The sequence below is a fragment of the Micromonospora sp. BRA006-A genome, from assembly GCF_033433935.1.
Classification (GTDB): Bacteria; Actinomycetota; Actinomycetes; order Mycobacteriales; family Micromonosporaceae; genus Micromonospora; species Micromonospora aurantiaca.
Genome location: NZ_JANCLW010000001.1, coordinates 6,418,106 through 6,437,242 on the forward strand (window position 1 = coordinate 6,418,106; position 19,137 = coordinate 6,437,242).

The 19,137-nt window shown below is 70.3% G+C and carries 15 protein-coding genes, 1 tRNA gene, 1 other RNA gene and 2 pseudogenes; 5 read left to right on the forward strand and 14 right to left on the reverse strand.

Going from position 1 to position 19,137, the window contains the following annotated elements:
- Positions 1-21 precede the first annotated feature (21 nt).
- Positions 22-1,767: a 2-isopropylmalate synthase gene (gene leuA, locus NMK34_RS29415; RefSeq protein ID WP_318336040.1), complete on the forward strand. Its 1,746-nt coding sequence runs from the start codon at positions 22-24 to the stop codon at positions 1,765-1,767.
- A gap of 121 nt (positions 1,768-1,888) precedes the next feature.
- Here the strand turns inward: leuA and NMK34_RS29420 are convergent, their stop codons facing one another.
- Positions 1,889-3,334, reverse strand: a complete 1,446-nt coding sequence (locus NMK34_RS29420; protein WP_318336041.1) for an MFS transporter — start codon at positions 3,332-3,334, stop codon at positions 1,889-1,891.
- A gap of 108 nt (positions 3,335-3,442) precedes the next feature.
- On the opposite strand from NMK34_RS29420, the gene NMK34_RS29425 reads away from it, so the two are divergent.
- Both NMK34_RS29425 and NMK34_RS29430 read left to right on the forward strand, forming a co-directional pair.
- A complete protein-coding gene (locus NMK34_RS29425) occupies positions 3,443-4,102 on the forward strand; it encodes an HNH endonuclease family protein (protein WP_318336042.1) in 660 nt (219 codons plus the stop codon).
- On the forward strand, positions 4,084-4,530 hold the full coding sequence (locus NMK34_RS29430; RefSeq protein ID WP_318336043.1) for a hypothetical protein: 447 nt from the start codon (positions 4,084-4,086) through the stop codon (positions 4,528-4,530). The genes NMK34_RS29425 and NMK34_RS29430 overlap by 19 nt, the downstream gene beginning before the upstream one ends.
- A 52-nt stretch (positions 4,531-4,582) precedes the next feature.
- Here NMK34_RS29430 and NMK34_RS29435 read toward each other — a convergent pair whose 3' ends face one another.
- The 9 genes from NMK34_RS29435 to ffs all read right to left on the reverse strand — a co-directional run bounded on the left by NMK34_RS29435 (position 4,583) and on the right by ffs (position 15,010).
- On the reverse strand, positions 4,583-5,686 hold the full coding sequence (locus tag NMK34_RS29435; protein WP_318336044.1) for an oligopeptide/dipeptide ABC transporter ATP-binding protein: 1,104 nt from the start codon (positions 5,684-5,686) through the stop codon (positions 4,583-4,585).
- On the reverse strand, positions 5,683-6,798 hold the full coding sequence (locus tag NMK34_RS29440) for an ABC transporter ATP-binding protein (protein WP_194803311.1): 1,116 nt from the start codon (positions 6,796-6,798) through the stop codon (positions 5,683-5,685). Before NMK34_RS29440 ends, NMK34_RS29435 begins: the two co-directional genes overlap by 4 nt.
- An 11-nt stretch (positions 6,799-6,809) precedes the next feature.
- Positions 6,810-7,778, reverse strand: coding sequence for an ABC transporter permease (locus NMK34_RS29445; RefSeq protein WP_135242407.1), 969 nt, complete (start codon positions 7,776-7,778; stop codon positions 6,810-6,812).
- Complete coding sequence (locus NMK34_RS29450) at positions 7,775-8,779, reverse strand: ABC transporter permease (protein WP_135242408.1); 1,005 nt, start codon at positions 8,777-8,779, stop codon at positions 7,775-7,777. Before NMK34_RS29450 ends, NMK34_RS29445 begins: the two co-directional genes overlap by 4 nt.
- A 78-nt stretch (positions 8,780-8,857) precedes the next feature.
- Positions 8,858-10,519: an ABC transporter substrate-binding protein gene (locus NMK34_RS29455; protein ID WP_318336045.1), complete on the reverse strand. Its 1,662-nt coding sequence runs from the start codon at positions 10,517-10,519 to the stop codon at positions 8,858-8,860.
- A gap of 321 nt (positions 10,520-10,840) precedes the next feature.
- A complete protein-coding gene (recR, locus tag NMK34_RS29460; protein ID WP_013289050.1) occupies positions 10,841-11,434 on the reverse strand; it encodes a recombination mediator RecR in 594 nt (197 codons plus the stop codon).
- Between the two features lie 8 nt (positions 11,435-11,442).
- Positions 11,443-11,751 (reverse strand): YbaB/EbfC family nucleoid-associated protein, encoded by a 309-nt coding sequence (locus NMK34_RS29465; RefSeq protein WP_228533033.1) that lies wholly within the window; start codon positions 11,749-11,751, stop codon positions 11,443-11,445.
- Positions 11,752-11,861: 110 nt separating this feature from the next.
- The gene (locus NMK34_RS29470; RefSeq protein WP_318336046.1) at positions 11,862-14,813 is read right to left on the reverse strand and encodes a DNA polymerase III subunit gamma and tau; all 2,952 of its coding nucleotides are present in this window, start codon (positions 14,811-14,813) and stop codon (positions 11,862-11,864) included.
- A gap of 107 nt (positions 14,814-14,920) precedes the next feature.
- Positions 14,921-15,010: signal recognition particle sRNA small type (gene ffs / locus NMK34_RS29475), an RNA gene on the reverse strand.
- 81 nt (positions 15,011-15,091) lie between these two features.
- Between ffs and NMK34_RS29480 the strand changes: the two genes are divergently transcribed.
- Positions 15,092-15,176: transfer RNA gene (locus NMK34_RS29480), tRNA-Ser, on the forward strand.
- Positions 15,177-15,265: 89 nt separating this feature from the next.
- Here the strand turns inward: NMK34_RS29480 and NMK34_RS29485 are convergent.
- Positions 15,266-16,207, reverse strand: a pseudogene (locus tag NMK34_RS29485) (tyrosine-type recombinase/integrase); the annotation flags it as partial.
- Here NMK34_RS29485 and NMK34_RS29490 point away from each other — a divergent pair.
- A pseudogene (locus tag NMK34_RS29490) lies at positions 16,203-16,805 on the forward strand (HAD family hydrolase); the annotation flags it as partial. The pseudogenes NMK34_RS29485 and NMK34_RS29490 overlap by 5 nt on opposite strands.
- Before the next feature lie 91 nt (positions 16,806-16,896).
- On the opposite strand, the gene NMK34_RS29495 reads toward NMK34_RS29490, so the two are convergent.
- The 3 genes from NMK34_RS29495 to NMK34_RS29505 all read right to left on the reverse strand — a co-directional run bounded on the left by NMK34_RS29495 (position 16,897) and on the right by NMK34_RS29505 (position 18,907).
- The gene (locus NMK34_RS29495; RefSeq protein ID WP_318336047.1) at positions 16,897-17,274 is read right to left on the reverse strand and encodes a hypothetical protein; all 378 of its coding nucleotides are present in this window, start codon (positions 17,272-17,274) and stop codon (positions 16,897-16,899) included.
- Position 17,275: 1 nt separating this feature from the next.
- Positions 17,276-17,818, reverse strand: coding sequence for a hypothetical protein (locus NMK34_RS29500; protein ID WP_318336048.1), 543 nt, complete (start codon positions 17,816-17,818; stop codon positions 17,276-17,278).
- A gap of 306 nt (positions 17,819-18,124) precedes the next feature.
- Entirely contained in the window at positions 18,125-18,907 is a 783-nt protein-coding gene (locus tag NMK34_RS29505) for an IS5/IS1182 family transposase (RefSeq protein WP_013285023.1), read from the reverse strand.
- Positions 18,908-19,137: the final 230 nt, after the last annotated feature.

A 19,137-nucleotide genomic window follows, 5' to 3' on the forward strand; every position in this document is an offset into this window, starting at 1 on the left:
TGTTCCAGGGAGCACTCCGAGATGGCTCAACCTGTCACCGCCACCGATCCGTTCGCCAGCCAGCGCCCCAGCCGGATGCCGGTCCACCGCTACGTCCCGTACGACAGGGAGTTCGGTGTCGACCTGCCGGACCGCTCCTGGCCGACCCGCCGCGTCGAGGCCGCGCCCCGCTGGTGCGCAGTCGACCTCCGCGACGGCAACCAGGCCCTGATCGACCCGATGTCGCCCGAGCGTAAGCGGCGGATGTTCCAGCTCCTGGTGCAGATGGGCTACAAGGAGATCGAGGTCGGCTTCCCGTCGGCGAGCCAGACCGACTACGACTTCGTACGGCAGCTCATCGAGCAGGACCTGATTCCCGAGGACGTCACCATCCAGGTGCTGACCCAGTGCCGGGAGCACCTGATCGAGCGGACCTTCGAGTCGCTGCGCGGCGCCCACCGGGCCATCGTGCACTTCTACAACTCCACCTCGACGCTGCAGCGCCGGGTGGTCTTCGGCCTGGACCGCGACGGCATCACCGACATCGCCACCCAGGGCGCGCGGCTGTGCCAGAAGTACGCGGAGATCCACACCCCGGACACCGACATCCACTACGAGTACTCGCCGGAGTCGTACACGGGCACCGAGCTGGAGTACGCGCTGGAGGTCTGCTCGGCGGTCATCGACGTGATCGACCCGACGCCGGACCGGAAGCTGATCATCAACCTGCCGGCCACCGTCGAGATGGCGATGCCGAACGTCTACGCCGACTCGATCGAGTGGATGCACCGGCGCCTGCCCCGGCGGGACAGCCTGGTGCTGAGCCTGCACCCGCACAACGACCGGGGCACCGGCGTGGCCGCCGCCGAGCTGGGCCTGCTGGCCGGCGCCGACCGGATCGAGGGCTGCCTGTTCGGCAACGGCGAGCGCACCGGCAACGTCGACCTGGTGACGCTGGGCCTGAACATGTTCTCCCAGGGCATCGACCCGATGATCGACTTCTCGAACATCGACGAGATCAAGCGCGCCGTCGAGTACTGCAACCAGCTGCCGGTGCACGAGCGCCACCCGTACGCGGGCGACCTGGTCTACACCGCGTTCTCCGGCTCGCACCAGGACGCGATCAACAAGGGCTTCGCCGCGCTGAACGCCGACGCCACCGCGGCCGGGGTGCCGGTCGACGACTTCACCTGGGCCGTGCCCTACCTGCCGATCGACCCGAAGGACCTGGGCCGCACCTACGAGGCGGTCATCCGGGTCAACTCGCAGTCCGGCAAGGGCGGCGTCGCGTACATCATGAAGACCGAGCACCAGCTCGACCTGCCGCGCCGCCTCCAGATCGAGTTCTCCGGCGTGGTGCAGCAGGTCACCGATCACGACGGCGGCGAGGTCGAGCCGGGCGCGATGTGGGAGATCTTCGCCCGCAACTACCTGGTGGACCACCAGGTGGACCCGGCCGTCAAGCTGGCCGAATACACCATCGGCACCGTCGACGGCAAGGTCGAGATCGACGCCCGCGTCGGCTTCGGCGGCGAGACCCGCCGGCTCACCGCTGTCGGCAACGGCCCGATCGACGCGTACGTCAACGCGTTGCAGGCCCTGGGCGTGGCGGTACGGGTGCTCGACTACCACGAGCACGCGCTGTCCTCCGGTGGGGACGCGCAGGCCGCCGCGTACGTGGAGTGCGAGGTGGACGGCCGTACGGTGTGGGGCGTCGGGGTGGACGCGAACATCGTGACCGCCTCGATCAAGGCGGTCACGAGCGCGGTGAACCGCACCCGCGCCTGAGGTGCTTGAGGTGTAAGGAAGGGCCCCTTCTTAACGCGTTCTGCATAGGAGGGGGCCCTTTTTAACGCCCGCGCCCGAATGGCCCGTGTGTTAACAAGGGGCCCTTCCTCTACCGGAGGCGTTAAGAAGGGGCCCTTCCTTCCCCCCGCCCGGGGCGGTGGATCAGCACGGCGGCGAGCACCGCGCCTGCCAGCAGCAGCCCGGCGCACCACGCCAGCGCCCCCCGGTACGCGTCGGCGAGCGCGCCCTTCTGCTCGTACCCGGTGCCCGACAGCCCCACCAGCAGCGGCAACGCGGCCACCGCGAGCAGGCCACCGGCTCGGGAGGCGGCGTTGTTGAAGCCGCTCGCCACCCCGGCGAACCGGTCCGAGACGGCGCCGAGCACCGACGTGGTCAGCGGCGCCACCACGAGCGTGAGCCCGGCGCCGAACAGCGCCACGCCCGGCAGCACGTCCACCCAGTACGACGCGCCCGGCCCGACCCGCCGCAACAGCAGCAGGCCCACGGCGGCGATCACCGGGCCGACGGTGAGCGGCAGCCGGGGGCCGATGCGGGCCGACAGCGCGCCCGCGCGCGGCGAGCCGACCAGCAGCAGCACCGTCATCGGCACCGTGGCCAGGCCGGTGAGCAGCGCCGACCAGCCGACCACGTTCTGCAGGTAGACGGCGAGGAAGAAGGTGAACCCGCCGAGCGCCGCGTACACCACGACGGTGAAGACGTTCAGCACGGAGAACAGCCGGCTGGAGAACAGCCCGGTGGGCAGCATCGCGGTGTCGCCGCGCCGCCGCTCGACCAGCACGAACACCACCACGGCGACCACTCCGAGCACCGCCGCGGCGAGCACCGCCGGGGAGTCCAGGCCGCGCGCCGGGGCGTCGATCAGCGCGTACGTGACGCCGCCGAGTGCGAGCGCGCCGAGCAGCGCGCCCGCCACGTCGAACCGCCGCCGCCCGCCTCCGGTACGCGAGACCTCCTCGTCCCGGCTCTCCGGCACCCAGCGCAGCGCGGCGAGCACCACGCCGACGGCCAGCGGCAGGTTGACGAAGAAGATCCACCGCCAGGAGAGCGTGTCGATCAGCCAGCCGCCGAGCAGCGGGCCGAGCGCGGTGGACACCCCGGACAGTCCGGACCAGGTGCCGATGGCCCGGCCCCTGTCGTCGGGGTGGAAGCTGGCCTGGAGCACCGACAGCGAGCCGGGGGTGAGCAGCGCCCCGCCGGCGCCCTGGAGGAACCGGGCGGCGACGAGCCATCCGGTGTCCTGGGCCAGCCCGCAGAGCACCGACGCCGCGGCGAACCAGACGACGCCGATCAGGAAGACGCGCCGTCTGCCGAACCGGTCGCCGAGCGCACCGCCGAGCAGGACGAACGCGGCGAGCATGAGCAGGTAGCCGTTCACGGTCCACTGCAGACCGGCGACTGTGGCGTCGAGTTCGGCGCCGAGGCGCGGCAGCGCGACGTTGACGACTGTGCTGTCGAGGAACACCATGCCGGAGGCGAGGATCGCGGCGAGCAGGGTGCCGCGTCCGGCGGCGGAGCCGGTACGCAGCGTGGGAGCGGGTGCGGTCACGTCTCACCACTCTGCCCGCCGCCCATCCTCGACGCCACGAATCGCGGAAACCGCCGCCGGGTACTGTGCGGACTCGCCCGGAGCACGCAAGCTGGAGAGGTGTCGTCTGTGCGTACGAGATCAGGAGCCCGAGCCGGGCTGGCGGCCGCGCTGAGCGCGGTGCTCGCCCTCGGCGTGGCCGGCTGCGACGTGTCGGTCACCGAGCCGGAGGCGCCACCGAGCGCCGCCGGGAACGTCGACAAGCAGCTCGGTGAGCTCACAGTGGCCACGGCCGGGTCGATGAAGGGCTACAGCCGTTCCCGCTTCCCGCACTGGCGCGGCACCGGCAAGAACTGCGACGTCCGCGACAGCGTGCTGCAACGCGACGGCGAGGGCATCAAGCTGTCCGGCTGCAACGTGGTGGGCGGCCGGTGGGAGAGCGTCTACGACGGTGTGGTGCTGAACGATCCGTCGGACGTGGACGTCGACCACACCGTGCCGCTGGCCGCCGCGTGGCGGTCGGGTGCGGCCGAGTGGGACGACTCGAAGCGTGGCGACTTCGCCAACGACCTGACCCGGCCGCAGCTCATCGCGGTTTCGGCGCGGTCCAACCGGGCAAAGGGTGACCAGGATCCGTCCCAGTGGAAGCCGCCGAACCGGTCGTCCTGGTGTCAGTACGCGGCGGACTGGGTGACGGTGAAGCACTACTGGCGGCTGACTGTGACAAGTGCCGAGAAGGCCGCTCTCACCGACATGCTGGAGGGCTGCACATGGGCGAGCAAACCGTGACCGGGCCGGATGCCACACCGGCCCCGGCGGGCACGCCGGACACAGACGCCGCACCCGCCGGTCCGGCGTCGGCCGGGATGACGGCGGACGGCCGGCAGCCGGAGCCCGCCGACGTGGCCGGGGCGGGCATGACCGCCGACGCGGTGCCGGGGGCGCCGGCCGGGGGCGCGCCGGGCGGACCGGCGGACCGCACCTCGGACATCACGGCCGGTCCGGGCGGGGTCATGACGGACGAGGTGGGCGTGGTGACCGGCGAGTTGACGCTGCGCACCGAGCACGCCGACGGCCGGGTGACGCTGCGGGTGCAGTACAAGGACGCCGACGAGTGGTACGCGGTCACCGGCGGTTCCGCGCCGCTGGCCGACCCGGCCGCGCTGGACGCCGTGCACACGATCGCGGTGGGCCTGCTCAACCGCCCCGAGGGCTGACAGACGAGAAGCGCGTCCCCACCCGGGCCGGGTGGGGACGCGCTTCGTCGGGTCAGACGTACGATCCGGGCTCGCTGGGCGCGGAGACCACGCCCGGGTCCTCGCCCTCGCCCTCCGGCCGGGTGATCTTCGCGGTCACCTCGTGCGGGCGCAGCTCACCGGCGGCGATCTGCTCGGCCCAGTGGCAGGCCACCCGGCTGGCGCCGATCTGGCGCAGTTCCGGCCGCTCGTCGGCGCAGCGGGTCGGCTGCGCCCACGGGCAGCGGGTGTGGAACCGGCAGCCCGACGGCGGGTTCGCCGGCGAGGGCAGGTCACCGGCGAGCAGGATGCGCTCGCGGCGGTCCTCCACGTCGGGGTCCGGCACCGGCACCGCCGACATCAGCGCCCGGGTGTACGGGTGCAGCGGCTCGGTGTAGAGCCGGTCGCTCGGTGCCTCCTCCACGAGCGCGCCCAGGTACATCACGCCGACGATGTCGGAGATGTGCCGCACCACCGCCAGGTCGTGCGCGATGACCAGGTAGGTCAGGCCGAGGCTGTCCTGGAGTTCGTCGAGCAGGTTCACCACCTGCGCCTGGATCGACACGTCGAGCGCGGAGACCGGCTCGTCGGCGACGATCAGCTCCGGGCCGAGCACCAGGGCGCGGGCGATGCCGATGCGCTGGCGCTGGCCGCCGGAGAACTCGTGCGGGTAGCGGGACAGCGCCCATTTGGGCAGGCCCACCGCGTCGAGCGTCTCGCCGATGATCCGCCGTCGGTCGTTGCGGTCGGAGCCGATGCCGTGGGTCTGGAGGCCCTCGGTGAGGATCGACTCGACGTTCTGCCGGGGGTCCAGGCTGGACATCGGGTCCTGGAAGATCATCTGCATCCGGCGGCGCATCGCGCGCAGCTTGCCGGCCGGGAGCGTGGTCAGCTCGACGCCGTCGAACTTCACCTCGCCGCTGGTCGGCGGGTTGAGCTGGAGCAGCGCCCGGCCCAGCGTGGACTTGCCGCAGCCCGACTCGCCCACCAGCCCGTACGTCTTGCCGCGCGGAATGCTGAGGTCGACCCCGTCGACCGCCTTGACGTGCCCGACGGTCCGGTCGAAGATCACGCCCCGGCGGATCGGGAAGTGCACCTTCAGGTCGCGGACCTCGACGAGGATGTCGTTGTCGCTCATGGGGTCTCCTCCTCGCGCGGAGCCGGTCCGAAGCCGGGCACGGCGGGCGGGTCGGCCGGTTCGGCCTGGGCCGGTACCGCACCCGGTTCGGTGGTCGTCGGCGCGGTCGCGCGGGCGTCCGCCTCCGGGGTCAGGCCGGGCACCGGCACCGGGTTGACGCAGCGGTAGCTGCGGGCGTCGTGGGTGATCACCAGCTCCGGCGGCTCGCCCACGCACGCGTCGACGCGGCGGGCGCAGCGCGGGGCGAACGCGCAGCCGTCCGGCCAGGGCAGCACGTCACGCACCGAGCCGGGGATGGGGTTGAGCCGTTCGCCGCGGCCGGCGTCCAGGCGCGGCACCGAGCCGAGCAACCCCTCGGTGTACGGGTGCCGGGGCTGGCGGAACAGCGGACGCCGGGTGGCCGTCTCCACCACCCGGCCGGCGTAGAGCACGTTGATGGTGTCGCACATGCCCGCGACCACGCCGAGGTCGTGGGTGATCATCACCAGTGCGGTGCCGGAGTCCCGGACGAGGTCCTTCAGCAGCTCCAGGATCTGCGCCTGGATGGTGACGTCGAGCGCGGTGGTCGGCTCGTCGGCGATCAGCAGCCGGGGCTGGCAGGCGACAGCCATGGCGATCAGCGCCCGCTGCCGCATGCCGCCGGAGAGCTGGTGCGGGTACTCCTTGAGCCGCCGTCGCGGGTCCGGGATGCCCACCCGGTCGAGCAGGGCCGCCGCCTCCTTGGTGGCCGCCTCGCCCTTCATGCCCCGGTGCCGGGCCAGCACCTCGGTCACCTGGAGCCCGATCGGGATGACCGGGTTCAGCGAGGACAGCGGATCCTGGAAGATCATCGCCACGTCCCGGCCGCGGATGTCGCGGCGGGACCGGTCGTCGAGCTGGAGCAGGTCGGTGCCGTCGAAGACCGCCTTGCCGCCCACGCGCAGGCCCGGCTGCTTGGGCAGCAGGCCCATGATGGCCAGCGACGTGACGCTCTTGCCGCAGCCGGACTCGCCGACCAGGCCGACCACCTCGCCGGCGTCGACCGAGAAGGACACCCCGTCCACCGCGTGCACGGTGCGCTGCCCACGACGGGCGAACGTGACGGAGAGGTCGTCCACTTCGAGCAGTGCCATGGCTGACTGACCTACTTCCGCAGCTTCGGATCGAGAGCCTCGCGCATCGCCTCACCGAGCAGGGTGAACCCCAGCGCGGTGATGATGATGCCGAGCGCCGGATAGATCGCCAGGCCCGGCCGGATGCCCAGGTACGGCTGCGCGTCGGCGAGCATGACGCCCCACTCCGGGATGGCCGAGTCGGGGTTGCCGAGACCGAGGAAGGACAGCGCGGCCGCCTCGATGATCGCGGTCGCCAGCGTCAGCGTGGCCTGCACGATGACCGGGGCGATCGAGTTCGGCACCACGTGGGTGAGGGCGATCTTGGAGCGCTTCACGCCGAGCGACGTCGCGGCCAGCACGTAGTCACTGTTCGCCTGCGCGATCATCGAGCCGCGCAGCAGACGGGCGAAGATCGGCACGGACACCACACCGACCGCGATCATCACGGTGGTGAGGCTGGCGCCGAGCAGCGCCGCGATGCTCACCGCGAGCAGCAGGCTCGGCATGGCCAGCAGCATGTCGATGAAGCGCATCAGGGTGGTGTCGATCCAGCGGCCCCAGCGCCCGCCGAGGCCGGCCGCGGCACCGGCGACGCCGCCGATCAACGCGCCGACCGCGAGGCCGATCAGGGTGGAGACGACGCCGACGAGCAACGTCTGCCGGGCCCCGACGATGAGCCGGCTGAACTCGTCCCGGCCCTGGTGGTCGAAGCCGAGCCAGTGGTCGGCGGAGGCGCCCGGAATGATGCCCTGGCCGGACTTGACCAGGCCCTCGCGGATGCCGATGGAGTCGGTCGGGCTGTACGGGACGAGGAACGGCCCGATGACCGCGACCAGGACGAAGATCGCCAGGATGACCACGCCGATGACGGCGGCCGGGTTGCGGCGCAGCCGGCGGAACGCCTCCTTCCAGAGGCTCACCCCCTGCTCGTCGTCGCGGGCGGCCAGTTCGGCGAGCCGGTCGATCTTCTCGCGCTTCTTGCCAGTGGTGATGGTCATCGCACCCTCACCCTCGGGTCGATCACGCTGTAGGAGAGGTCGACCAGGAGATTCACCAGCACGTACACCACCGCAATGATCATGATGAAGCCCATCAGCACCGGGTAGTCGCGCTGACTGATCGACTCGGCGACGAACGCGCCGATGCCGCTGAACGCGAACACGGTCTCGGTGAGCACCGCGCCGGAGAGCAGGAGACCGGTCTGGAGACCGATCGAGGTGGCCACCGGAAGCATGGCGTTGCGCAGCACGTGCCGGCGGCGGACGGTCCGCTCGGTCAGGCCCTTGGCCTCGGCGGTGCGGACGAAGTCCTCGTTGAGCACCTCCAGCACGCTGGCCCGGGTGATCCGGACGATGATCGCGAGCGGGATGCTGGCGAGCGCGATACCCGGCAGCACGAGGTGCCAGAGCGCGTCGGCGGCGGCGTCCCACTCGCGGGTCATGAGCCCGTCGATGACGAAGAAGTTGGTGACCCGGGTCGCCCCGATGGTCGGGTCCTGCCGGCCGCTGGAGGGGAACCAGCCCAGGTTCTCCGCGAAGATCGCCTTCAGCACGTACGCCAGGAAGAAGACCGGGATGCAGATGCCGATGAGCGATCCGCCGACCGAGGCGTGGTCGAGGAACCGGCCCCGGCGGCGGGCGGCCAGGTAGCCGAGCGGGATACCGATGCCGACCGCGAGCACCATGGCCATGATCGTCAGCTCGACGGTGCCGGGGAACCGCTCCACGAACTCCGTGGTGACCGCCCGCTTCGTACCGGTCGAGGTGCCGAGGTCGAGCCGGATCATCCGCCGCAGGAAGCGGGCGTACTGGACCAGGATCGGCTCGTCGAGGCCGAGGTTGCGCCGGATGGCGGCGCGCGTCTCGGGCGTGCCCCGTTCACCGAGGATCGCGGTCTCGGGCCCGCCGGGAAGTCGGTGGAGCCAGATGAACAGCAGGACGGAGAGCCCGAACAGCGTGGGTATCAGCTGTAGCAGGCGTCTGATGATGAACCGGAACACGGGCGCCTCGGAGGGTGTGCGGAGGGGTGCGGGCGGGCGCTGTGGTCACAGCGCCCGCCCGCGTACGGTGCCTTCAGATCACTTGAACTCTGCGGTCGCGTACCGCTCGTCGGTGAGCGGGCTCGCCTTGATCCCGGTCACGTCCTTGCCGAACACGATCGCCGGCGGGGAGTGCGAGATCGGCACACCCGGCAGGAAGTCCATGATCGACTTGTTCAGTGCCTTGTACTTCTCCGTACGGGCCGCCGCGTCGGCGGTGGTGTCGGCGTCCTTGAACTGCGCGAAGAGCTGGGCGTTGTTGAAGCCCCACTCGTCCTTCGGGCGGTCGAAGAAGGTGCCGATGAAGTTGTAAGCGTCGCCGTAGTCACCGGTCCAGCCGAGGAAGTGCAGGTCGTGCTTGCTGCCGGAGGTGGTGGCGTTGAGGTAGTCCGGGCTCCACTTCAGCGGGATGGCCTGGACGTTGATGCCGACCGCCTTGAGGTCCGCCGAGAGCAGCTCGAAGATGTCCTTCGGGTTCGGCATGTACGGCCGGGTGACCTCGGTCGGGTAGTGGAACTTCAGCGTCAGGTTCGACGCGCCCGCCTCGGCCAGCAGGGCCTTCGCCTTGGCCGGGTCGTAGTCGTACTTGGTGACGTCGCCGTTCCAGCCCTCGACGGTGTCGGGCATGAAGTTCATCGCGACCTTGGCGCCCGGGGGCAGCTTCGAGTCGACGAGGGCCTGCCGGTTCAGCGCGTGCGCGATGGCCTGCCGGACCTTCAGGTCGGCCAGCTTCGGGTTCCCCTTCTGGTTGATCGCCAGGTAGAGGACGTTGAAGGCGGGCCGGGTGAGGACGTTGAAGCCCTCCTTCTTCAGCGGCTCGACGTCGGCCGGGCCGACCAGGTCGTAGCCCTGGATGTCACCCGAGCGGAGCGCCTGCTTGCGGGCGTTCTCGTCCGAGATCGTCTTGAAGATGATGGTCTTCAGCTTGGCCTTGTCGCCGTAGTAGTCGTCGTTGCGCTCGATGGTGAGCGTCTTGTTCGCGACGTCCCACGCCTTGAACTTGAACGGGCCGGTGCCGGTCGGGTGCTCCATCGCGTACGCGGGGTACTTGATGTCCTCGGCGGTGCCGGTCACGTTGCTGGCGTCGTACTGCTCCATCGCCTTGGGGCTCTGGATCGAGAACGACGGCAGCATGAGCGCGGCCGGGATCTTGCTGGAGACCCGGGTGAACGCCAGGTCCACAGTGGTGGCGTCCTTGGCGGTGCAGGACTTGAAGAGGCTCGGCGGCAGGTCCGGGTTCTCGTTCTTGGCGAACCCGCCCATGACGTCCTGCCAGTACGCGGTCACGTCCGGGCTCTGCATGAGGCCCTTGGCGTTGTACCAGCGGTTGAAGTTGACGCAGACGGCCTCGGCGTTGAAGTCGGTGCCGTCGTGGAACTTGACGCCCGAGCGGAGCTTGAAGGTCCAGGTCGTGCCCGCCGCATCCGGCGTCCAGGACTCGGCGAGGCCCGGCGTCACCTTGGTGCCGCCCTCCTCCGGACGGACCAGGGTCTCGAAGACCTGGCGCGCAACGCGCAGCGACTCACCGTCGCTGGCGAAGCTGGGGTCGAGCACCTTCGGGTCTCCGGCGACGCCGAAGACGAGGGTGTCCTTCTTGCTATCTCCGGAGCCACTCTCACGGTCGCTCTCGGCGCAGCCTGCAACCGCGAGGGCCGCGACCGCGACGGCCGCGATTGCGACCTTCGGCCTGGATGCACGCATGGTGCTTCACCTCGTCCTTGGGGGTACGGACAACGTGGTGACAGGGTCACCGATGTGCGCAGACCTTAGCCCTCGGGTGGACGGCGCGGAAACGGGCGGGGGACGGGTTGGTATCGAATCGTGTCTGTTCCGCAACGAGGCATACGAATCGAAGGAGGATCACTTACGCTGCCGATGTTTCGTCGGCTAGAAGGCCGAATTTATTACGTCGATCCGGTCCCGGACGCACGTTCCTGTCAGATCGACGGACATGCCGGTCCGGCCCGGAGACACGTCCGGCGGGCACCCCGCAGGGCACCCGCCGGAGGCGGCACACTGGATTCAGACGGCCCGGCGGCCCTCGAAGGCCCGGCCCAGCGTGATCTCGTCGGCGTACTCCAGGTCGCCGCCGACCGGCAGTCCGCTCGCGAGCCGGGTCACCGCGATCCCCATCGGCTTGACCATCAGCGCCAGATAGGTGGCTGTCGCCTCGCCCTCGGTGTTCGGGTCGGTGGCGAGGATCAGCTCGCGGACCTCGCCGCCGCCGAGGCGGGTCATCAGCTCACGGATCCGCAGGTTGTCCGGGCCGATGCCCTCCAGCGGATTGATCGCGCCGCCGAGCACGTGGTAGCGCCCGCGGAACTCGCCGGTCCGCTCGATCGCCACCACGTCCTTCGGCTCCTCGACCACACAGAGCACCTCGTCGGTGCGCCGTGGGTCGCGGCAGATCCGGCACTGCTCCGACTCGGCCACGTTGTAGCAGGTCGTACAGAACCGGACCAGATCCTTGACCTTGCGCAGCGCGCCGGCCAGCCGGTTCACGTCGGCCGGATCCGCCGACAGCACGTGGAACGCGATCCGCTGGGCGCTCTTCGGGCCCACGCCCGGCAGCCGGCCCAGCTCGTCGATCAGATCCTGGATGGCACCCTCGTACATCTGCCGGCTCAGAACCCGGGCAGGCTGAGGCCGCCCATGCCGCCCGCGACCGGGCCCATCTTCTTCTCGGTCAGCTCGCGGGCCGCCTCGGCGGCGTTGTGCACTGCGGCGACCACCAGGTCTTCGAGCGTCTCGACGTCCTCCGGGTCGACCGCCTTCGGGTCGATCTTGATCGCCTTCAGCTCGCCGGTACCGGCGACCGTCGCGGTGACCAGCCCTCCGCCGGCGGTGCCGGTCAGCTCCGCCTCGGCCAGCTCGGCCTGGGCCTTGGCGATCTGCTGCTGCATCTTCTGCGCCTGCTTCAGCATCTGCTGCATGTTCGGCTGTCCACCTGGGCGCACGGACCGCACCTTCTTCCACTCGTCTGCTCGGGCCGCCGCTCAGCCTAGTCGGGCCACGGCACCACTGAATCGCGGTCGGCGCGCGCTCAGCGCGCGTCCACCTCGTCGATCTTCTCCGCGCCGAACGTCTCGCGCAGCAGCTGCACCGCCTGCTCCTCGCTCGACTGCCGGGCGGTCCGCTCGTCGATCACGTCGTCGAGCGGCTCGTCGCCCGGATCGAACCCCTCGTAGGCGGGCGCCGCCACGGGCGCGCCCCCGCCCCGCACCGGGCCGTCGAAGTCCGGGTCGTAGGGCGGCTCGCCCGCCCACTCGGCATCGGCCGTCTTCCGCGCCGGCTGCGCCGCGCGCGGCCCCTTGCCGGCACCACCGCCCGCGGCGGCAGCCGCCGCGGCCGCCCGCGCCGCCGCGATCGCGCTGTTCTTCGGCCCCGCCGGCCTCGCCCCATCGGCAGGCGCCGCCGCAGGTCCAGCCGGCTTGGGTACGACGACAGGGGCGGTAGCGGTCGCCGTGCCCCCGCCCGGACGGGCCGCCGCCGGCCAGTCCTCCGCACCCCCGGTGCTCGCCGCCGAGGCGGTGCCGGTGGCCGAGGCCGCGCCACCGGGTCGGGCCGGCTCCGGCCAGTCCTCCTCGCCGGCCTGGTCACCGGCAGCGGTCGCCGCCGTCCGGTGCGAGGCGTCGGCCGAACCCGCGTCGGCCCGGCCCGCCGGTCCTCCGGCCTGGCTTCCCGCGCCTTGGCTGCCGGTTGCCGGGTTGCCCGTGGCTCGGCTGCCCGTGGTGCCGCCCGAGCCGGACACCGGCTGTCCCGGGGCGCCGCCGGACGCGGGGTGCCCGACGGCAGCGGAATCCGGACGGCCCGGACCGGGGTGGGCACCGGCGTCCGGGCGGACACGCCCCGCGCCGGCGTCCGGACGGCCGTGAGCAGCACCTACTGCCCCGGAATCCGGCCCACCGGACCCGGCGTCGGACGCCGGGCGGGGCGGTGCGCTGTCGGAGGCGCTGCGGGCCGGTGCGGCGTCGCCCTGCGGGCGGCTAGCTCCGGACGGGCGGGACGGGCCACCGAGCGAGGCCGCGCCACGCTCGCCGGCCACCTCGCAGCGGATCTGCCAGCGACCGCCCAGCTCCTCGTAGAGCGCATCGGTCAGCACTGCGGCGTGGTCGGCCATCATCTTCGCCAGCACCGTCGACTTCACGGTCAGCACCAGGGTGTCGCCGTCCAGGTCGCGTACCACCGCGTCCCGCATCAGCGCAGCGATCCGCTTGTTGCTGCGGTTCACCTTGCCGACCACCTCGGGCCAGACGCGGCGCACCGCTACCGCGTCGAGCGCGCCCGGATTGCCCGCGCCGGGGCGGGGCGGCTCGGGCGTGGCCGGGTCGGGCATCACCGCGGACGGCGGTACCGGGCGTCGGGCAGCGGCCGGACCGGAAGTCGCCGAGCCGGCGGCGGCCCGCTCGGCGGCGGCCGACGCAGGGAACCCGGCGTCCGTGCCGGTGTGGACCCCGGCAGCCGCTGGCGCTCCGGTCGCCACCGAGGCGTGACCCGGGCCGGACCCGGCAGCGGCCGGACCGGAGTCGGCAGCCGCATCGGCCGGGGCGGAACGGGGGCCGGTGGCGGCATCGGCCGGGGCGGGACGGCCGGTGGCCCCGACGGCAGAGCCGGGGCGGGAGCCGGGTGTGGTGCTCCGGGCACCTGCCGCAGCGGCGGCAGCGGCACGTGCGGCGGCGGCCCCGGTCGGGGCACCGGCAGCCGCCGGCGTGCCGGCGGAATCCGGATGGACCGCGGCGGCAGCCGCGCCCGGGGCGGGAGGCGCCGGGCGTACCCCCTGGGTCTGGGTGGGGTGCGCGGAGTCGGCGGCGGCCGGCGGCAGCTCGGCGCCCCCGAGCGTCAGCCGGCGTTCCATCCGCTCCAGACGCTGGAGCAGACCGGCGGAGGAGTCGTCCGCGCCGGGCAGGAGCATGCGCGCGCAGATCAGCTCCAGCAGCAGCCGGGGCGCTGTGGTGCCGCGCATCTCGACCAGGCCGTTGTGCACGATGTCGGCGCAGCGCGACAGCGTGGCCGGGCCGAGGCGCTGCGCCTGGGCGGCCATCCGCTCGATCTGGTCGGCCGGGCCGTCGATGAGGCCCCTGGTGGCGGCATCGGGCACCTGCTGCAGGACGATCAGGTCGCGGAGCCGTTCCAGCAGGTCGGAGGCGAAGCGACGCGAGTCGTGCCCGGCCTCGGCGACCCGGTCGACGGTGGCGTACGCGGCGGCGCCGTCACCGGCGGCGAGCGCGTCGCACATCTCGTCGATCAGCGCGGCGTCGGTGACCCCGAGCAGCGCGGCGGCCCGGGCGTAGCCGACGCCCTCCGGGCCGGCGCCCGCGATGAGCTGGTCGAGCACGGAGAGGCTGTCGCGCATGCTGCCCCCGCCGGCACGCACCACCAGCGGGAAGACCGCCGGCTCGACCTTGACGCCCTCCGCCTCGCAGAGCTGCTCCAGATAGGGGCGGACCACCTTCGGCGGGAACAGCCGGAACGGGTAGTGGTGGGTCCGCGACTTGATCGTGCCGAGGACCTTCTCCGGTTCGGTGGTGGCGAAGATGAACTTGACGTACTCCGGGGGCTCCTCGACCAGCTTGAGCAGGGCGTTGAAGCCGGCCGACGAGACCATGTGCGCCTCATCGATGATGTAGATCTTGAAGCGGCTGCGGGCCGGGGCGAAGAACGCCTTCTCGCGCAGCTCACGGGCGTCGTCGACACCACCGTGGCTGGCCGCGTCGATCTCGATGACGTCGATCGAGCCGCCGCCGTCGGGAGCCAGCCCGCGACACGAGTCACACTGCCCGCACGGTTCGGGGGTGGGGCCCTGCTCGCAGTTGAGGGAGCGGGCCAGGATCCGGGCGCTGGAGGTCTTGCCGCAGCCCCGCGGACCGGAGAAGAGGTAGGCGTGGTTGAGCCGCCCGCTGCGCAGCGCCTGCGACAGCGGCTCGGTGACCTGCTCCTGGCCGATCATCTCGGCGAACGTCCGCGGCCGGTACTTGCGGTAAAGGGCCAGTGCCACCCGTCCCGCCTCCTCTCGACCGAGCCATTCTGCGCCGGTCGGCCCCGGGTGACCACCCACCACCCCGTGACCCGACCCGCAGCGACGTTACCCGGCCCGGGAGACAGAAAGGCCTCCCGTGCACCCGGCAGAGCTCGCTTATCCTTGCTGCCTTCCGGCCCTGGGGAGGTTCACGAGGTACCGCCGCACGGGAGGTGACGCCAAGCCTACCCGAAGGGTTGTGGATCTTCCGGGAGGGTGGGGTGGCCCGCCGTCGAGGGACCTGTATCCTGGCTCGCGGAGGATTCGCCTAGAGGCCTAGGGCGCACGCTTGGAAAGCGTGTTGGGTTCACACCCTCACGAGTTCGAATCTCGTATCCTCCGCTCTCTTGAGCAGGACAAACGGAAGGGCCGGCCCCGTCAGGGACCGGTCCTCCGTCGTCTCTACGGTCGCTCTCGTCTCAGTTGTCGTCTCACTTGCCTTGTTCCGGTCCCTCTGGCTGCCGGTCACGGGTCTCCCCCGGCCGGCGCGGCGGGTCGCCCCAGAGCAGTCCGCCGAGCTGCTGCGCGATGTCGCGGCGAACCTGATTAGTCATGTGCTGGTACCGAACGGCCATCGCCGAGTTTGACCACCCCATGATGCCCATCACGGCGCGGCCGGAGACGCCGAGGACCAGGAGCACGGTGGCGGCGGTGTGCCGCGCGTCGTGTAACCGGCCATCCCGCACACCGGCGAGCTTGAGCAGTCGCTTCCATTCGTCGTAGTCGGTCGCCTGATGGATCGCCTCGCCGGTCGGTGAGGCGAACACCCAGCCCTCATCGCGCCAGAGCTGGGCGGCGGTTTCGCGCTCGGCGTCCTGTTCCTTCCGGTGCTGCCGGAGTAGGTCGATCAGGGCATCTGGCAGGCCGATGGAGCGGCGGCCGGCGCGCGATTTGGTGTCCGCTGCTACCGGCCGCTCGTTCACCCGGTCCGGGCACTGACCGGGCAACTTCTGCTCACACTTCCCGTCGCAGCCGTGCCGCCATTTCGGCCGCAGAAGCGCGCGGCGCACGGTGAGCGTCCCGTGGTCCAAATCCACGTCCGGCCATTTCAGGCCGAGCGCTTCGCCCTGGCGCAGCCCGAGGGCGAGCGCCACGGCCCACCGGGCACTGTTCCTCCGCGATGCTGCCGCTCGAAGGATCGCCTGCACCTCGGGGACGGTGTACGGCTGCACCTCGGAATCTGGGAGGCGGGGCGGCTTGGCCAGCGCGGCGGGATTCCGGGCGAGGTGCCCACGGCGGACCGCCTCGCCGAGGGCCGTGCGAATGGTCCGGTGCGCCTGGTGAGCGGTGCCGGCCGCGCTGCCGTTGGCCATCATCCGGCCGTACAGCATCTCCAGGTGCTCTGGCTCCAGGCGGTCGAGGCGGTGGGCGCCGCAGGTCGCCGCCGAGCTGGTCGACGTGCTGCGGCAGCGCGGCGTCAACGTGGCGCCAGACCTCGCTAGCGAGCCGGACCCGCTGGAAGTACTTCGCCAGATTGGGGCGACTGGCGACCAGGGCCTTACGCGGGCGGTAGAGGACGCGCTTTGCGCAGCCGAGCGCCGGGCCGCCGAGACTGCCAAATCAACACCCTACGGCCGGGAGGTAATCATTGCTGCCCGTCAAGCCGGCATGTCGGTGGCAGTGGTTAGCAACAACTCTGCTGGTGCCGTATGCACCTATCTGGCGCGGCACCGGCTTGACGGACACATCTCACCGATCGTCGGTCGGCCGTACGCTGATCCATTTCACATGAAACCGAACCCCCAACCAATCCTGCAAGCCGTCCAGACAGTCGGTGAAGCGCCTAGCCGCTGCGTCCTCATCGGTGACTCATTGTCAGACATTGAGGGAGCGCGAGCCGCCGGGGTGCGCGTAATTGGCTACGCGAATCGGGAGGCGAAGATTCGCGCCTTCCGAGCAGCCGGAGCTGACGTGGTCATCGCGAACATGAGAGAAGTGGCGCTTTCTCTCCTTGACCACGCAAGTAAATAGTGCCCGCCCTGGATGCATAAGCGAGTGTGCCATTCGTGCAGGGCGTCGCGCCGTCGAGACTGCTTCAAGATCGTGCGCACGGACAGCCTGATCAGAAAGGGACATCATCTTTAAAGGTGCCGCTTTGCAGGTCCGCCAGGGTTCGATCGAGCAAATCATCAATTCCTAGAGCCTGTCGGCGAGCTTGGTCATACAACTCCTCTAGGGACGCATTCCATTGCGACGCTGTCCCAGATGTGTCCCATTCAGATACAAGCTCTGCCACAACGGTCCCTCTCGGGTTAAGCAGATAGAGCCCGTAGTTATAATCGCCGTCGTCATCCATCCAACGAGAAAGCTTAACGCCGGAATTTGGACCGGAGGAAAGGAATTCGTTCTCGCCTCTTGCGGGGTTCCAGGACACGTCACCGGCCGCAGTGCCATCCAACAGCAGCTCGACAAGCGAGACCAGTTTCGCCTGCACGGTCATGTCAGCCATTCTCGTCTTCTCCAGTCACCTGCGTCACGTTCTCTCCAGCCCAAGCGCTTAGCTGGTCACATACCCGGCCGATCGACTCCCGGGCCTTGTCGCAACGGTCAAGCACTGACTCGCCTTTGAGATTCTTTCCCATCAGCAGAGTGCCTGCGGATGCCGCTTGCCCAACGCTCTCTTGCAGAGATTTCAATATCCGCCTCTGACTAGAGTCGGCAGATGTCAACATGCCATGAATATTGTTCGCCTGCCAGCGCCAGCTATCTAGATGCCGTCTGGCTAGGCGTTCGTTGCTCTCATCAATTGCGAAGTCCAACTCTGAGGCTATCCACCGCAACTGAGGTATCAATACGAGAAGTTGATTCGCCCTGATTTGGGATTGCGTTCGCCGAATGGCAGTGTTGGCCGATGCCGCTGCGTCCTTTGCATCGGAGGCCTGCTTGAACGTTAACCACAGACCAAATAGGCCAAGTGGAAAGCCCACGACACCAACCCAGTCGCTCCAAGGAAGGTCATACCAGGCGTGCGCGGCTATGGACACTGGGCCAGTGTAGTCCGACTAGGACTTCGGCACCGATCCGGCACGGTGCCTTCCTTGAAGCCACCTAGCTGCGGCGCAGACCACCAGTCTCAGTTCTGGTCTCGTTCGTCCACGTACGACGGCGACCTGCCCCGGCCGGTGGCTCTTGCCCGCCCAGGTGACGGACCCACCTGTCGGCCTGTGGACGCTGCCGAGCAGACTTGGGAAGCGTGTTGGGTTCACACCCTCACGAGTTCGAATCTCGTATCCTCCGCTCGCAGAACGTCAGGGCCGGCCCCACAGGGACCGGCCCTGAGTGAGCCATTTTCATCCTGCGTGGCGGTCGGCTTCGACGCGGTGCAGGACGAGGATGGCCTGCACGATCGCGGTCGCTCGGCGTGGGCAGCAGCGCAGCTTGACCAGGATTTTCCAGGTCTTGAGGGTGGCGATCGCGCGTTCGCCGCGGGCGCGGATCTTCGCGTGCGCTCGGTTGACGGCCTTCTGCCGGCGTGACAGCTTCGGCCGGAAGCGGCGCCGCTTGAACGGGGTGCGCACGCTGCCGGGGGCGCCTTGATAGCCCTTGTCCGCGAAGGTCATCACGTCGGTGCTGGCCAGGGCGTCGATGATGCCGTGGGTGCGGGCGGCGGTCAGGTCGTGCGTCGAGGCGGGCAGCGCGGCCGAGGCCCAGACGAGACGCCCGGCCGCGTCGGCGATGACCTGCACGTTCACGCCGTGACGCTTGTGTTTTCCGGAGTAGTACGGCTTCTGGTTGGCGACCCGGTCGATCGGGATCAGGGTGCCGTCGAGGATTGCGTAGGCGAGCAGACGGATCCTGGTCATGGCCGTGGCCAGGTCGTCGGCGGTCGCGGCGAGCAGGTCGATGGCCTCGCGGACATAACGCCAGGCGGTCGTGACGCCGATGTCGAATCCGGCGGCCAGGCGGGTGTAGGTGTCGCCGTTGCGCAGGTGGGCCAGGGCGAGCAGGGCTTGCCGGCCGGGGTCGAGGCGTCGCCACCGAGACCGTTGCTGCTGGCGGCGGGTTCGGATGAGGGCGGCGAGGTGGTTCAGGCTGCGGGTGGACAACGGAATCGCGGCAGGGTAAGACAGCACAGCGAGGCTCCCGGTTGGGGCATCTGATCTTGGTCGATTGCTGTCTTACCGGGAGCCTCGTCCTACCTGGACACCGGCCTCCCACACCGCCCGTGACCTGCGCCGTCACGATGAAAATGGCTCKGTGATCGCCGCACCGACGCGGATGACGTAGGGCGTGCTGGCGCTGGCGTAGCGCTCCAGGTCGGCCTGGTTGGTCACGGTGACCGCCTTCGCGCCGATCGTCCGCG

What these genes read in the sequence shown, in the direction of transcription:
- leuA (WP_318336040.1), top strand. Translation starts at nt 22, where the DNA reads ATGGCTCAACCTGTCACCGCCACCGATCCGTTCGCCAGCCAGCGCCCC.
- NMK34_RS29430 (WP_318336043.1), top strand. Translation starts at nt 4,084, where the DNA reads ATGGGCGAGCAAACCGTGACCGGGCCGGATGCCACACCGGCCCCGGCG.
- NMK34_RS29435 (WP_318336044.1), bottom strand. Translation starts at nt 5,686, where the DNA reads ATGAGCGACAACGACATCCTCGTCGAGGTCCGCGACCTGAAGGTGCAC.
- NMK34_RS29440 (WP_194803311.1), bottom strand. Translation starts at nt 6,798, where the DNA reads ATGGCACTGCTCGAAGTGGACGACCTCTCCGTCACGTTCGCCCGTCGT.
- NMK34_RS29445 (WP_135242407.1), bottom strand. Translation starts at nt 7,778, where the DNA reads ATGACCATCACCACTGGCAAGAAGCGCGAGAAGATCGACCGGCTCGCC.
- NMK34_RS29455 (WP_318336045.1), bottom strand. Translation starts at nt 10,519, where the DNA reads ATGCGTGCATCCAGGCCGAAGGTCGCAATCGCGGCCGTCGCGGTCGCG.
- recR (WP_013289050.1), bottom strand. Translation starts at nt 11,434, where the DNA reads ATGTACGAGGGTGCCATCCAGGATCTGATCGACGAGCTGGGCCGGCTG.
- NMK34_RS29465 (WP_228533033.1), bottom strand. Translation starts at nt 11,751, where the DNA reads ATGCAGCAGATGCTGAAGCAGGCGCAGAAGATGCAGCAGCAGATCGCC.
- NMK34_RS29495 (WP_318336047.1), bottom strand. Translation starts at nt 17,274, where the DNA reads ATGACCGTGCAGGCGAAACTGGTCTCGCTTGTCGAGCTGCTGTTGGAT.